11 protein-coding genes are annotated in these 13591 nt (G+C 71.3%); 3 read left to right on the top strand and 8 right to left on the bottom strand.

Translation table 11 applies throughout. From position 1 onward, the window contains the following. Positions 1 to 135: 135 nt before the first annotated feature. Positions 136 to 2064 carry a 7TM diverse intracellular signaling domain-containing protein gene (locus AAG689_RS19035; protein WP_406623319.1) on the bottom strand — a complete coding sequence of 643 codons (1929 nt, stop codon included), beginning with the start codon at positions 2062 to 2064 and terminating at the stop codon, positions 136 to 138. Here AAG689_RS19035 and AAG689_RS19030 point away from each other — a divergent pair. Beyond that, on the top strand, positions 2063 to 2746 hold the full coding sequence (locus tag AAG689_RS19030; RefSeq protein ID WP_406623318.1) for a response regulator transcription factor: 684 nt from the start codon (positions 2063 to 2065) through the stop codon (positions 2744 to 2746). The genes AAG689_RS19035 and AAG689_RS19030 overlap by 2 nt on opposite strands. Here the strand turns inward: AAG689_RS19030 and AAG689_RS19025 are convergent. From AAG689_RS19025 to AAG689_RS19000, 6 genes are all read right to left on the bottom strand, one after another. Then, on the bottom strand, positions 2719 to 4173 hold the full coding sequence (locus AAG689_RS19025) for a protein kinase domain-containing protein (protein WP_406623317.1): 1455 nt from the start codon (positions 4171 to 4173) through the stop codon (positions 2719 to 2721). The genes AAG689_RS19030 and AAG689_RS19025 overlap by 28 nt on opposite strands. Beyond that, positions 4173 to 4931 (bottom strand): metallophosphoesterase family protein, encoded by a 759-nt coding sequence (locus AAG689_RS19020; RefSeq protein WP_406623316.1) that lies wholly within the window; start codon positions 4929 to 4931, stop codon positions 4173 to 4175. Before AAG689_RS19020 ends, AAG689_RS19025 begins: the two co-directional genes overlap by 1 nt. Before the next feature lie 120 nt (positions 4932 to 5051). Continuing rightward, positions 5052 to 5468, bottom strand: coding sequence for an organic hydroperoxide resistance protein (locus AAG689_RS19015; protein ID WP_406623315.1), 417 nt, complete (start codon positions 5466 to 5468; stop codon positions 5052 to 5054). A 20-nt stretch (positions 5469 to 5488) separates the two neighbouring features. Further along, the gene (locus tag AAG689_RS19010; RefSeq protein ID WP_406623314.1) at positions 5489 to 5950 is read right to left on the bottom strand and encodes a MarR family winged helix-turn-helix transcriptional regulator; all 462 of its coding nucleotides are present in this window, start codon (positions 5948 to 5950) and stop codon (positions 5489 to 5491) included. A gap of 190 nt (positions 5951 to 6140) precedes the next feature. After that, positions 6141 to 6941, bottom strand: a complete 801-nt coding sequence (locus AAG689_RS19005) for an aldolase/citrate lyase family protein (protein WP_406623313.1) — start codon at positions 6939 to 6941, stop codon at positions 6141 to 6143. 6 nt (positions 6942 to 6947) lie between these two features. Beyond that, positions 6948 to 7796 carry a 3-hydroxybutyryl-CoA dehydrogenase gene (locus AAG689_RS19000; protein WP_406623312.1) on the bottom strand — a complete coding sequence of 283 codons (849 nt, stop codon included), beginning with the start codon at positions 7794 to 7796 and terminating at the stop codon, positions 6948 to 6950. 81 nt (positions 7797 to 7877) lie between these two features. On the opposite strand from AAG689_RS19000, the gene AAG689_RS18995 reads away from it, so the two are divergent. Next, on the top strand, positions 7878 to 9473 hold the full coding sequence (locus tag AAG689_RS18995) for a GMC family oxidoreductase (protein WP_406623311.1): 1596 nt from the start codon (positions 7878 to 7880) through the stop codon (positions 9471 to 9473). 119 nt (positions 9474 to 9592) lie between these two features. Then, entirely contained in the window at positions 9593 to 10315 is a 723-nt protein-coding gene (locus AAG689_RS18990; protein WP_406623310.1) for a hemerythrin domain-containing protein, read from the top strand. 56 nt (positions 10316 to 10371) lie between these two features. On the opposite strand, the gene AAG689_RS18985 is transcribed toward AAG689_RS18990, so the two are convergent. Further along, the gene (locus AAG689_RS18985; RefSeq protein WP_406623309.1) at positions 10372 to 13086 is read right to left on the bottom strand and encodes a GNAT family N-acetyltransferase; all 2715 of its coding nucleotides are present in this window, start codon (positions 13084 to 13086) and stop codon (positions 10372 to 10374) included. Positions 13087 to 13591: the final 505 nt, after the last annotated feature.

Genomic DNA, 13591 nt, shown 5'->3' with positions numbered 1-13591 from the left:
GGGGGCCAACTGAATCTACGGGACGATTCCGCCGCGAATCTGAGCAAACCTGAGCGCGCGCAGTGCCGCAATTTTTGGTGAAAATGGCCTCTAGCGCTTGTCTGGAAAGCGCTGACAGCTATCAATTCTGATAATTCATCCTGCGGGCAGATCGAGCCGGAACACCACCGGCGCCGCGCCGCCCGCCGTCACCAGCGAGGCGTTGCCCCCCAGCTTTTCGGTGATGCGCTGCACCAAGTACAGGCCCAGCCCCGAGCCGGGCTGGCCCTGTGCCGACCGGCCGCGGAAATAGCGCTCGAAAAGGCGCAACTGTTCCTCGCTCGGGATGGCGGCGCCGGGGTTGGACACGTCAATGTGCAGGCGGCTGCCTTCGCGGCGGGTGGTGATGCGCACGATGGCGTGCGCAGGCGCGTGGCGGTCGGCGTTGGCCAGCAGGTTGCGCAGGGCGATGCGCAACAGGGCCGCGTCGGTGGCGAGGTGGCGCGTGCCATCACTGTGCGTGCCGTGCACGCGGCCGGGGGCGAAATCCGCTTGCAGCTCGCTGATCAGCGCGTGCAGGTCGCACGGGGCCTGGTGAGTGGCGATGTCCGGCTCTGCCATGCGGTCATCGGCCAGGCAGTCGTCCACCAGGTTGAGCAGGCGCTGCACCGCGGCACGGATGTTGTGGCTGCGCGCCAGGGTTTTCTCGGGCGGCGCCCCCAGGTTGCGCGCGAGCTGCTGCGCGCTGGTGTTGATGATGGCCAGTGGCGTGCGCAATTCGTGAGAGACCATGGCGACGAAGTCGCGTTGCTCCTGGCGCACGCGCCGCTCCAGGTCCAGCGCCTGCAGTAGCTCGCCTTCACGTTGCTGGCGCTGGGCGAGTTCGGCCTCGAGTTGGATTTGCGCGCGCTCGCGCGCGCGGCGCTGGCGGTCGTGGCTGCCCACGATCCACAGGCTCAGCAGCACCATATGCACCATGGTGCACAGCGCCGAGGCGTTTTCGGTGAAGGCGTTGAACGGCAGCAGGCCCATGTTGCGCGCGAAGGCCATGAGCGCGCCCGCATAGTAGGGGCTGAACACGATGAGAAAGAGGCCGGCATGCGGCTGGCCGCGGCGCAGCAGCCATAGCGCCAGCCCGCACGGCAGCAGCAGCAGCGTGGGCGTGGCCAGGGCCTGCAGCAGTTGCACCCCTGCGGCGTAGTGCCCGGACAGCACCAGTACCGTGCAGGCCAGCGCGGTGGCCCCTGCAGCGGCCTGCAGCGCGCGAACCAGCTGCGGCCAGGCGGCGCGCAGCCGCAGTTGGCGCGCGGCCATCTGCATGGCCACGGGGTAGGACAGCGCCAGGCTCATGCCCAGCAGCCGGTCGCTCCACGTGCCGGGCAGGCCGGTGAGCTGCTGCACCAGGCCCAGTGTCAGCAGTTCGACGGAAACGCACAGGCCGACATAGGCCAGGAACAGGCCGCTGGCCGGCGCGCGGGTGGCGCGCCAGAACAGCGCGTGCAGGCTGATGAGCAGCAGGTAGAACCCGAAGTACAGGCCGAAGACGAAGCCTTCGCGGCGCGTGTGGTTGTCGAAACCCAGGCGCTGCCATACGTCCAAGGCGGTGTTGACGGCGTTGCGCGCGGTCACGCGCACCAGCACGGTGTACGTGCCCGCCTGGGCCGGCTGGAAGGGGAAGGCGGCGCTGCGGAAGTCCACGGGCCACAGGCGGCGCGGCACGTCTTCGCCGCTGGCACCGAGGACGTGCCAGGCGTCATCCTCCGCGCGGGTGTACACGCGCACGTCGTCCAGCAGCGGGTTGCGCAGCAGCAGCATCCACTGTCCCGGCTGCGGGACGGCCAGGCGCAGGCGAAGCCAGATGGCGGAACGGGTGTAGCTGGCGCTGAGGTTGCCGGGCAGCGCCGCCCAGCCGCTGGCGCGGCCGGCCCGGTCCACGTCCAGCGTGCCGCCGGGGTCGTCGAGCCATTCGAGGTGCCCGGCAGTGCGGAGTACCTGCGCATCGGCAGCCAGCTCCAGCGGCGCCTGCGCCAGGGCCAGCAGCGGCGCGATCAGCAGCGCCAGGGCAACGAGATAATGGCGCACCATGATCGACGTGATTCTCCTTGAAGACGAACCCGTGCTGCGCGCCGAGCTGGGTGAATTCCTGGAGCAGACCGGCTACGCGCCCCAGTGCGTGGCCAGCCTGGCGGAGTGGGAGCGCCACTTCGACGTGCGCCGCCACCGGCTGGCGGTCATCGACATCGGCCTGCCCGATGGCAGCGGCCTGGCGCTGATCCAGCGGTTGCGCCAGGACGGACAGCAACTGGGCATCGTGGTGTTCAGCGCGCACAACACCAGCGCCGACCGCATCGACGGCTTGGCTACGGGTGCCGACCACTACCTGGGCAAGGGCTGTGACCTCGACGAGTTGGAGGCCGTGCTGGCCGCGCTGGGGCGCCGACTGGGCCTGCAGCAAAGCCAGCAGCGCTGGCGGCTGGAACTGGGCGCAGGCCGCCTGCTGCCGCCGGGCGCGCCGCCCGTGGCACTGTCGCGGCAGGACCTGCTGGTGCTGCACTGCCTGGTGCGCGCGGCGGGGGAGGAGGTGAGCCGCCGCCAGATCGTGCAGGCGCTGGGCGCCGATTACCTGGACTACGACCAGCGCCGCCTGGACACGCAGATGCGCCGCCTGCGCCGCAAGGTGCAAAGCGAAAGCGGCCAGCTGCTGCCGGTGAAGACGCTGCGTGGCAGCGGCTACTGCTTCTATGCGGCGGCCGACGTGGCCGAGTGAAGCTGCTCGAATGGCAACTGCTGCTTGACCAGGATCACGGTGCACGGCGCATCCCGCGCCACGCGGATGGGCACGGTGTCGATGAAGCGCTGCAGCTGCAGCCCGTGCGTGGCCGCGCCCAGGATCATCATGCCCACGCGGTTGCCCTCGGCATAACGCACCAGGGCCTGGGCCACGTCGCTGGCTTCGAGCACGTGGTAGCTCGCGGCGTGGCCCGTGAGATCGAGGCCCGAGGCCCACTGCTTGAGGCGCGCGAGGTGCTGTCGGTGCAGCGTGGTCTCGCTGCGCGCGCTGTCCGAGGTGCTGCTGGCGCCGGGCGAGATCACCGTGACGCAGGCCAGCCGCGCGCCGGGGCGGATGCCCAGCGAGCGCGCGACGGCTTCGCGCAGCGAGTAGAGCGTCGCGTCGGTCACGTCGTTGTGCGGCACGGCCACCATGAGGATGGGCACCTCCGCGATCTGGCGCTCGGGCAGCGGGCTGGGCTGGTAGTGCATGCCCGCGGCCTTGATCCAGCGCTTGAGGTGCGCGCGCACGCCCGGCCCGCGCAGGCGCCGGCCGCGCTCGGTGATGGGCACTTGGCCGGGATTCGTCAGGTCGAATGCGAGGTGCGCGGCCGTGGGGTAGCGCTGCGCGGCCTCGGGCTCCAGGCAGCGCAGGATGATTTCCTGCAGCCACTCGGGCAGGTCGGGGCGGTGCTGGCGCGGTGGGGCGGGCGTCATCCACAGGCGCTGGCGCAGGCCGCCCTGGGTGGCGGGCGCGCCGAAGGGCAGCTCGCCCGTGGCCATCTCGTAGAGCATCACGCCGATGGCGAAGATGTCGCTGCGCAGGTCGCCGCGCACGCCCACGACCTGCTCGGGCGCGATCCACGCGGGCGAGCCCACGGCCTTGCGCATCTCCTCGGCCAGCAGGTCGGGGTAGTGGGCGTGGCACGACAGGCCGAAGTCCAGCAGCACGGCGCTGCCGTCGGCGCGCAGCAGCACGTTGGCGGGTTTCAGGTCCAGGTGGCAGACGTTCTGCTGGTGGATGCTGTGCGCGGCGATGGCGACCGCGCCGCCCAGGCGCGCGATGGCGGCTGCGTCGGCCAGCGCGTCGCCGCGCTCGTGCGTGTCGATCCAGTGCTGCAGCGTGTGGCCCTCCACGTATTCCATGACGAGGTAGGGCAGGCGCACCAGGTCGCCCGCCGCCACGAAGCGCGGCACGTGCGGGCCCGAGAGCGTGGGCAGGATGGTCAGCTCGACCTCGAAACTCACGATGTTCTCGGCCCCGTCGCCCGCCGTCATGCGCGGGATCTTCATCGCCATGGCGAAGCCCGGGTCGCGCGCGGCGCTGGCGTAGCCCACGCGGTAGATGTGGGCCATGCCGCCCGCGTGGATGCACTCGTGCACCACGAAGCCGTCGATCTCGGTGCCGGGGTCGAGCAGTTTCATCAGCGGCCCTTTTCCAGGCGATCGGCGAAGAACGAAGGCAGCCCGCTCGCGCGCACGGCCGCGGCCGCGGCCAGGTGGTCGTAGGGCACGCGGTGGAAGGTGAGGGTGGCGGCGTCCTCGTCGAACAGCGCATACATGGCGCGCACGTCGCCGTCGCGCGGCTGGCCGCACGAGCCCACGATGGCCAGCCACTGGCGGTGCGGCGGCACGGGCACGGGTACGCCGGGCTGCGGCGAGAAGCGCATGAGCTTGGCCGTGGGCGTGAGGAAATAGAGCGCCTGCTCGTGCACGTGGCCGCTGAAGACGTAGCGGATGGCCGGGTCCACCTGCGTGGCGGCGGCCATGCTGCGCTCGGCGGCGTTGCCGTCGGTCACGTAGTGCCAGCGCTCGGGGCCGTCGGCGCTGGCGTGCACCAGCAGCGCGTCGGGCCCCATGCGGGCGGTGAGCGGCAGGCCGGCCAGGAAGGCGCGGTGGTGCTCCTGCAGATGCGGCCCGGTCCACTGCGCGCTCTGGTCGCCCAGGTTCTGGGCGGTGGCGGGCGGGGCCAGGGCGGCATCGTCGTGGTTGCCGCGCACGGCGAGCGCGCCAGCGCCGGTGAGCTGCATCGCCCGGTCCAGCACGGCGCCGGGGGCCGCGCCATAGCCCACCAGGTCGCCCAGCAGGACGAACTGCTGCGCGCCGTGCGCTCGGGCGTGCTCCAGGCAGGCGTCGAATGCGGGCAGATTGGCGTGGATGTCGGACAGCAGGGCGATCTTCATGGCGGGGCAGCGTGCGGTGGCAGCCCTCCATGATGGCCCCGGAAGCTGATCGCTGGCTTGCAGCGCGGAGCGGCGGGGCCTAGGGAAAACGCGAGGGCGTCGCGTGTGGCGGGTGCCGTCTCAGGCCAGCGCCAGGGTCACGTCGATGTTGCCGCGCGTGGCGTTGGAGTAGGGGCACACCTGGTGGGCGGCGTCCACGAGCTGCTGCGCCTGGCCCTGCTCCAGGCCCGGAAGGCTGATCGTCAGGCGCACGGCGATGCCGTAGGCGTTGGGAATGGTGCCCAGGTCCACTTCGGCGTCTACCGCCACGTCCTGCGGCACGGCGATGCCCAGCTTGCCGCCCACGGCCTTCATCGCGCCGATGAAGCAGGCCGAGTAGCCCGCGGCGAAGAGCTGTTCGGGGTTGGTGCCCGTGCCGCTGCCGCCGGGCGAGGAGAGCTTGACGTCGAGGCGCCCGTCGTCGGTGCGCGAGGCGCCGTCGCGGCCGCCGGTGGTGTGGGCGCGGGCGGTGTAAAGGACTTTGTCGAGGGAGGCCATGGTGTTTCCTTTCGGGAAGGTCAGCGCGCGGCCAGACGGTCGCGCAGGGTGGTGAGCTGGCGCGTGAGCGCCTGCAGCTCGGAGACGTCGCACTGGCTGCGCTCCATCACGCAGCGCGGGATGTCCTCGGCGCGTTCGCGCAGCGCCCGGCCCTGCGGCGTGAGCGTGATGCGCACGCGGCGCTCGTCCTGCACGTCGCGCAGCCGGGCCACGAGGCCGGCTGCCTCCAGCCGCTTGAGCAGCGGGGTGAGCGTGCCGGAGTCGAGGAACAGGCGCTCGCCGAGTTCGGAGACGGTGAGCCCGTCGCGCTCCCACAGCGCGAGCAGCGCCACGTACTGCGGGTAGGTGAGGCCGAGCGCGTCCAGCAGCGGCTTGTAGAGCTTGGTCATGGCCAGCGACGCGGAATACAGCGCGAAGCAGACCTGGTGGTCGAGCCGTAGCAGCTCGGACGCGGGTGGCAGGGAATGGGAGCGCGAAGGCATGGCTGGATTGTGGAGTGCAATTCAATTGTGTGCAATTGAAATGCGGGCGCCCATCCAATGGGCAAGGTCTTCGGGTTGCTATTGAAAAAGAGCTTCTTGCGCTTTCTGGATAAGCGCTGGAGGCCAATTTTGCTTAGAAAAACGCCCCTGGCGGCGCAAGGCCGAGTCAGGGGCGTGCCATGCGCGTCGGCTAGTACGCGGTCTGCACCGCGCCGCGCGCGCCGGGCCGGAAGGCGGCGGCCAAGCCGTCGGCCGCGTTGCGCAGCAGGATCATGTCCATGCCCACGGCGACGAACTGCGCGCCCAGTGCCAGGCATTCGCGCGCGCGGGCCTCGTCCACCATGAGGATGCCCGGCGCCTTGCCGGCTGCGCGGATGCGGTGGATCGCGTCGTCGATGGCCGCGCGCACCTCGGGGTGGTTGGCGTTGCCCGGGTGGCCCATGCTGGCCGACAGGTCGGCCGGGCCGATGAAGATGCCGTCCACGCCATCGACGGCGGCGATGGCCTCGAGCTGCGCCAGCGCCTCGGCCGTCTCCACCTGCACCAGCAGGCAGAGTTCCTTCTCGGCATCGCGCACGTAGTCCATGTCGCGCCCGTAGTGCGACGCGCGCATGGTGCCGCCCATGCCCCGGATGCCGCGCGGCGCATAGCGCATGGCGGCCACGGCGGCGCGGGCTTCATCCGCGTTCTGCACGAAGGGCAGCAGCAGCGTCTGCGCGCCGATGTCGAGGATGCGCTTGATCAGCACCGGGTCGTTCCATGCTGCGCGCACCACGGGGTGCGTGCGGTGCAGCGGCTCGGCGGCCACGGCCTGCAGCTGCTGTAGCACCAGGGGCACGTCGGCGGGCGTGTGCTCGGTGTCGAGCAGCAGCCAGTCGAAGCCCGATCCGGCCACCAGCTCCGCCGCGTAGGGCGAGGCCAGCGTGCACCACAGGCCGATCTGCGCCTGGCCGGCGGCCAGGGCGTGCTTGAACGGGTTGCGCTGCGGCATGGCCGGTCAGTACTGGTACACGCCGTGCCCGGTCTTGCGGCCCAGGCGGCCGGCGGCCACGTATTCCTTGAGCAGCGGGCAGGCGCGGTACTTGCTGTCGCCGAACTCGGTGAGGTACACGTCCATCACGGCCAGGCACACGTCCAGGCCGACCATGTCGGCCAGCGCCAGCGGGCCAATGGGCTGGTTGCAGCCGAGCTTCATGCCCGCGTCGATGTCCTCGGGCGTGGCCAGGCCTTCGGCCAGCACGAAGAAGGCCTCGTTGATCATGGGCACCAGGATGCGGTTGACCACGAAGCCCGGTGCGTTCTTCACGGTGATGGGGCTCTTGCCCAGGCGCTCGGAAAGCTGCTTCACCGCGTCGTGCGTGGCGTCGCTGGTGGCCAGGCCGCGGATGATCTCCACCAGCGCCATCATCGGCACGGGGTTGAAGAAGTGCATGCCGATGAACTTGTCGGCGCGGCTGGTCGCGGCGGCCAGCTTGGTGATGGAGATCGACGAGGTGTTGGAGGCGATGATGACCTCGGGCGCCACCAGGGCGTCCACCTGCTTGAGGATCTTGAGCTTGAGCTCGTAGTTCTCGGTGGCGGCCTCGATCACGATCTGCGCGGCCTTCAGGTCGTCGTAGCTCGTCGAGCCCTTGATGCGCGCCAGCGCCGCGTCCTTGTCGGTGGCGGTGATCTTTTCCTTCTTGATCAGCCGGTCCAGGCTGCCGGCCACGGTGGCGATGCCCTTTTGCACGGCGGCGTCGGAGATGTCCACCATCACCACGTCGATGCCCGAGACAGCGCACGCCTGTGCGATGCCGTTGCCCATGGTGCCTGCGCCGATGATGCCGACGGTCGAAATCGTCATATAAAGAACCCCTTCAATGGAACGTGAAAAGAAAAACACGGCGATGGTAGCCGCCATCGGCGTACAAGCAGGAGGGGACGCATGGAGGACTTCGACTACATCGTGATCGGCGGCGGTTCGGCCGGCTGCGTGCTGGCCGGGCGGCTGACGGAGGACCCCGCCGTGCGCGTGTGCCTGCTGGAGGCCGGGCCGCCTGACGCCAGCGCGCTCATCCACTGCCCCGCGGGCCTGGCCGCTCTGGCGGCCACGGGCACACTCAACTGGGGTCTGTCCACCACGCCGCAGGCGGGCCTGGATGGGCGGCGGGGCTACCAGCCGCGCGGCAAGGTGCTGGGCGGCTCCAGCTCGGTCAACGCCATGATCTACGCGCGCGGCCATTCCAGCGACTACGACCACTGGGCGCAGGCCGGCAACCCCGGCTGGGCGTGGAGCGACGTGCTGCCGTACTTCCTGCGGGCCGAGCACAACGAGCGCGGTGCCGATGCCTGGCACGCCACCGGCGGCCCGCTCAACGTGGCCGACCTGCAGTCGCCCCACCGCGTGAGCCGCGATTTCGTGGAGGCCGGCGTGCAGGCCGGCCACGCGCGCAACGGCGACTTCAACGGCGCGCAGCTGGAGGGCGTGGGCCTCTACCAGGTCACCCACCGCGCGGGCGAGCGCTTCAGTGTGGCCAAGGCCTACCTCACGCCGCACCTGGGTCGCCCCAACCTGCGCGTGGTGACCGGCGCGCGCGCCACGCGCATCGTCTGCGAGGGCCGGCGCGCCGTGGGCGTGGAGTACCGCCAGGGCGGGCAGCTGCACACGGTGCGCGCCGCGCGCGAGGTGCTGCTGTCGGCCGGTGCCCTGCTGTCGCCCCAACTGCTGCTGCTCTCGGGCATCGGGCCCGGCGCGCAACTGCAGCGCCACGGCATCGCCGTGGTGCACGACCTGCCGGGCGTGGGCGAGCACCTGCACGACCACCCCGACGTGGTGCTGGTGATGGACGCGCCGCGCCTGGCCGACCTGTTCGGCCTGTCGCTGCCCGGCGCGTGGCGCCTGCTGCGCGGCATCCGCGAATGGCGCGCGCACCGCACCGGCATGCTCACCACCAACTTCGCCGAGGCCGGCGGCTTCCTCAGGAGCAGTCCCGACGAGGACGTGCCCGACCTGCAGCTGCACTTCGTCACCGGCAAGCTCGTCAACCACGGCCGCACCGCGCGCTGGGGCCACGGCTATTCGTGCCACGTGTGCGTGCTGCGCCCGCGCAGCCGGGGCAGTGTGCAGCTCGCCAGCGCCGACCCGGACGCTGCACCGCTGGTGGACCCGGCCTTCCTCAGCGACCCCGACGACCTGCGGCGCCTGGTGCGCGGCGTGCGCCTCATGCGCCAGATCCTGGCCCAGCCCGCGCTGGCCCGGCATGGCGCGCGCGAGCTGCTCGTCTCGGCCCAGGCGCAGGACGACGCGCAGCTGGAGCGCTTCGTGCGCGGCCATGCCGACACCGTCTACCACCCGGTGGGCTCGTGCCGCATGGGGCCGGGCGCGACGGACGTGGTGGATGCGCGGCTGCGCGTGCACGGCATGCAGGGGCTGCGGGTGGTGGACGCGTCCGTCATGCCGCGCATCGTCAGCGGCAACACCAACGCGCCGACGGTCATGATCGCCGAGCGCGCGGCCGAGTGGGTGCGCCAGGGGGCGTGAGGTATTTCACGAATGCGTCCGTTGGAGCAATCTTTGAGGCCCGTTTAAGCAGTTTTTAGCAGCGCGCGCGCTCCGGCGTTCCTAGACTTCGCGGCACTTGATTCCCAAGGAACCCGACCATGCAATTCAACCCCCGCGAAATCACCGCCCTGGCCCAGGCCGAAGCCGCCGCCCCGCGCCTGGACATCTATGCCTTCATCCACAAGGCGCTGCGCGCCTTCATGGCCGACACGCTCATGGGCCTGGGCCGCGCGGACGTGGGCGACGACCTGGAACTGTCGCAAGCCTGCGCGCGCGTGCTGGAACTGCTGGACTTCTGCCGCTCGCACCTGCACCACGAGAATGCCTTCGTGCACCCGGCCATGGAGGTGCGCGCGCCCGGCAGCAGCGCCGCCGTGGAGCACGAGCACGAGGGCCACGAGCAGGCCATCGCCGCCCTGGCCTCGGGGGCGGCGCAGCTCATGGCCTGCCCGCGCGAGCGTCGTGCGCGCGTGGCGCATGCGCTGTACCGGCAGCTGGCGCTGTTCGTGGCGCACAACTTCGAGCACATGCACCAGGAGGAGACGGAGCACAACGCCGTGCTCTGGGCCCACTGCACCGATGCGCAGCTGGCCGAGGTGGAGGGCGCCATCGTCGCCTCCCTCCCGCCGGCCGAAGCCATGGTGACCATGCGCTGGATGCTGCCCTACCTGACACCCGCCGAGCGCGCCCTGGTGCTGTGCGACATGCGCCAGCACGCGCCGCGCGAGGCGTTCCAGGCGATGCTGGACATGGTGCGGCTGCACCTGTCGGGCAGCGAGTGGGACAAGCTGGCCCGCACGCTGGCGCTGGAATGCTCCTGAAAAAATAGCTGCCTGCGCTTTCTGGGTAAGCGCTGGAGGCCGAAAACCCTCTGATCCTAGAGCGCGTGCGTCACCAGCCGGAACTCGGGCTCCTCGGGGTAGGCGCGCACCTCGAAGCCCAGGCGGCGCATGAGCTGGAGCATGCGGGTGTTCTCCGCCAGCACCAGGCCCTGGATCTCGGCCAGGCCCTGCTCGCGCGACACGTCCATGAGGCTGTGCATCAGCCGCGAGCCCAGGCCCTGGCCGGCGAAATCGTCGGCCACCAGCAGCGCGAATTCGCAGCTCGACGGGTCGGGGTTGATGACGTAGCGCGACACGCCCACGATGCGCTCGGCGCAGTGCTCCACACCTTGCGCGTCCAGCGTGCGCTCGCGGTGCACGGCCACCAGGGCCATGTCGCGGTCGTAGTCGATGAGCGTGAAGCGCGCCAGCATGGCGGGCGGCAGCTCGGTGATGCGCGAGGCGAAGCGCAAGTAGCGGCTCTCGGGCGACAGCTCGCGCACCAGGCGCTGGATCAGCGGCGCGTCGTCGGGGCGGATGGGCCGCACGAGGTATTCGCCGCTGCCGCCCGTCTGGCAGCGCAGCGGCCAGGTCTGCTCGTAGCGCGCGGGGTAGGGCAGGATGGGCAGGTGGGCATAGGGGCCATGGCGCGCGTGTCCCGCAGCGGGGCCATGGGCCGCCTCGCCCAGCGCGATGCGCGCGTCCACCGCCACGGCGCCGTGCGCATCGACGATCAGCGGGTTGATGTCCATCTCGCGCAGCTGCGGCAGCGCGCAGGCCATCTCGGACACGCGCAGCAGCACCTGCTCCAGCGCCTGCCGGTCGGCGGGCGGCGCGCCGCGCCAGGCGCCGAGCAGGCGCGCCACGCGCGAGCGCTGGACCAGGCGCTGCGCGAGGAAGGTGTTGAGCGGCGGCAGCTCCATGGCCTGGTCCTCGAGCAGCTCGACCATGGTGCCGCCCGCGCCGAAGGTGATGACGGGGCCGAACGGGTCGTCCGCCACCAGGCCGATGCAGACCTCGCGCCCCGGCGCGGCCGCCATGGGCTGCACCGTCACGCCCTGGATGCGCGCGCCGGGTGCGGCATGCGCCACGCGCTGCGCCATGGCCTCGTAGGCGTCGCGCACGGCGGCGGCGCTCTGCAGGTGCAGGGCCACGCCGCCCACGTCGGACTTGTGGGCGATGTCGGGCGAGTCGATCTTGAGCGCCACGGGAAAGCCGAGCTGCGCGGCGATCATCACCGCCTCGTGGCTGCTGCGCGCCAGCAGCGTGCGCGTCACGGGGATGTGGAAGGCGGCCAGCAGCGCCTTGGACTCCATCTCGGTGAGCACGGTGCGGCGCTCGGCCAGCACGCCTTCGATCACCAGGCGCGCGCCCTCGATGTCGGGCGGGGCCAGCGCGGCGGCGAGCGGCGGTGGGGTCTGCTGCAGCAGCTGCTGGTTGCGGTGATAGGCGGCGATGCTGCCGAACGCGCCTACGGCCGCCTCGGGCGTGCGGAAGGTGGGGATGTGCGCCGCGCGCAGCACCGCGCGCGCGGGCAGCACGGCGCTGTCGCCCATCCAGCACGACAGCAGGGGCTTGGCAGCGTGCTGGCGGGCGCCGGCCAGGGCCTGGGCAATGCCCGCGCCGTCCTGCCCGGCCTTGGGCGAGAACAGGGCCAGCACGCCGTCGATCGCGGGCTCGGCCAGCGAGGCGTCCAGCGCGGCGCGGTAGTGCGCGGGGGTGGCGTCCTCGGTCAGGTCCACCAGGTCGTCCAGCGTGGCCTGGGCGGGCAGGTGCGGGGCCAGGCGGATGCGGGCGGCCTCGGGCAGTCGGCCCAGCGACAGGCCGATCTCCTCCATCCAGTCGGCCGCCAGCACGCCGGGGCCGCCGCCGTTGGTGACCACGGCCAGGCGGCTGCCTACGGGGCGGTGGCGCGAGGCCAGGCACTTGGCGGCCGAGAACAGCTCCACGAACGAGCGCACGCGCACGGCGCCCGCGCGGCGCAGGGCGGCGTCGAAGACGTCGTCGCTGCCCACGATGGCGCCGCTGTGCGTCTGCGCCGCCGCGCTGCCCGCGCTCCTGCGGCCGGCCTTGAGCACGATGACCGGCTTGGCGAAGGCGGCCGAGCGCAGCGCGCTCATGAAGCGGCGCGCGTCCTGGATGCCCTCCATGCAGACGGCGATGCTTTGCGTGTGCGGGTCGTGGGCCAGGAAGTCCAGCGCATCGGCCAGCCCCACGCCGGGGTGCGGGCCGAGGGAGATCACGCTGGAAAAGCCCACGTCGTTGCTGCCCGCCCAGTCGAGCACCGCCGCGGTGAGCGCGCCGGACTGGCAGACCAGCGCCAGCGGCCCGTCCTGCGCCAGCGGCCCGGCGGCGCTGGCGTTCAGGTGCAGCGCGGGGCGCTGGATGCCGAGCGAATTGGGGCCCAGCAGGTGCACGCCCTCGCGCCGCGCGATCTTGTGCAGCTGTGCGGCATGCGGCGCGCCCACGCCGTTGCCCAGCACCAGCGCTGCGCGGCAGTGCATGCGGCCCGCCAGCTCCAGCGCGGCGGCCAGGTCCTGCGGCGGCAGGGCGATCACGGCCAGGTCGGCGCGGCTCTGCGCCAGGTCGTGCAGGGTGCCGCTGCTGCCCCGGATGTCCAGGAACGTGAGCGTGCCCGCGTAGCGTTGCGCGCGCAGCGCGGCATGCAGGGCCTGGGCCTGCGGCGTCAGCTCGGGGTCGTCCGGCCGGCCCGCCAGAACGGCGACCGAACCGGGGGAGAACAAGGGGGCGAGGTAGTGCTTGTCCAGCATGGGAGGGCTACGGGAAGAAGGGAGTTCTGGCGGATTTGATAGCTGCTTGCGCTTGCTGGATAAGGGCTGGAGGCCTTTTAGAGCCTGTTCGCGATCTTTTCATGGTGCCCGTTGCCCCGCAAAGGCGGTGGCTGCAAGGCGCAAACCGCAGCCGGGCTGATGGCCCGGCGAGGATTTGCAACGCCGCAGACGCCGCCTTTGCGGGGCAACCCTTCGGGCAAGGCAGCAAACAGCCGCACTCCGCGTTGCGCGCCTTGTCCAGGCCACCAGCATGGCCTGCGGCGCGCGCCTTGATTGCGGCTGTTTGCTGCCTTGCGGGCACCATGAAAAGATCGTGAACAGGCTCTGAGCTCTTATCTCTGCGCACAGGGGCCACGGGCGGGCCGGCTGCGCGATTGTGGAGCGGGCACCGCCCGCGCGGCAGGCCTGCCGGGGCGGCGGCGGGGGCAAGACGCGTATTCGTTGACTTCCGTCAACTGTCAGCTTGACGGGTATCAGCAGAATT

The sequence above is a fragment of the Acidovorax sp. SDU_ACID1 genome, from assembly GCF_045291395.1.
Lineage (GTDB): Bacteria > Pseudomonadota > Gammaproteobacteria > Burkholderiales > Burkholderiaceae_C > MR-S7.
This window is presented reverse-complemented; position numbering and strand designations above follow the sequence as displayed.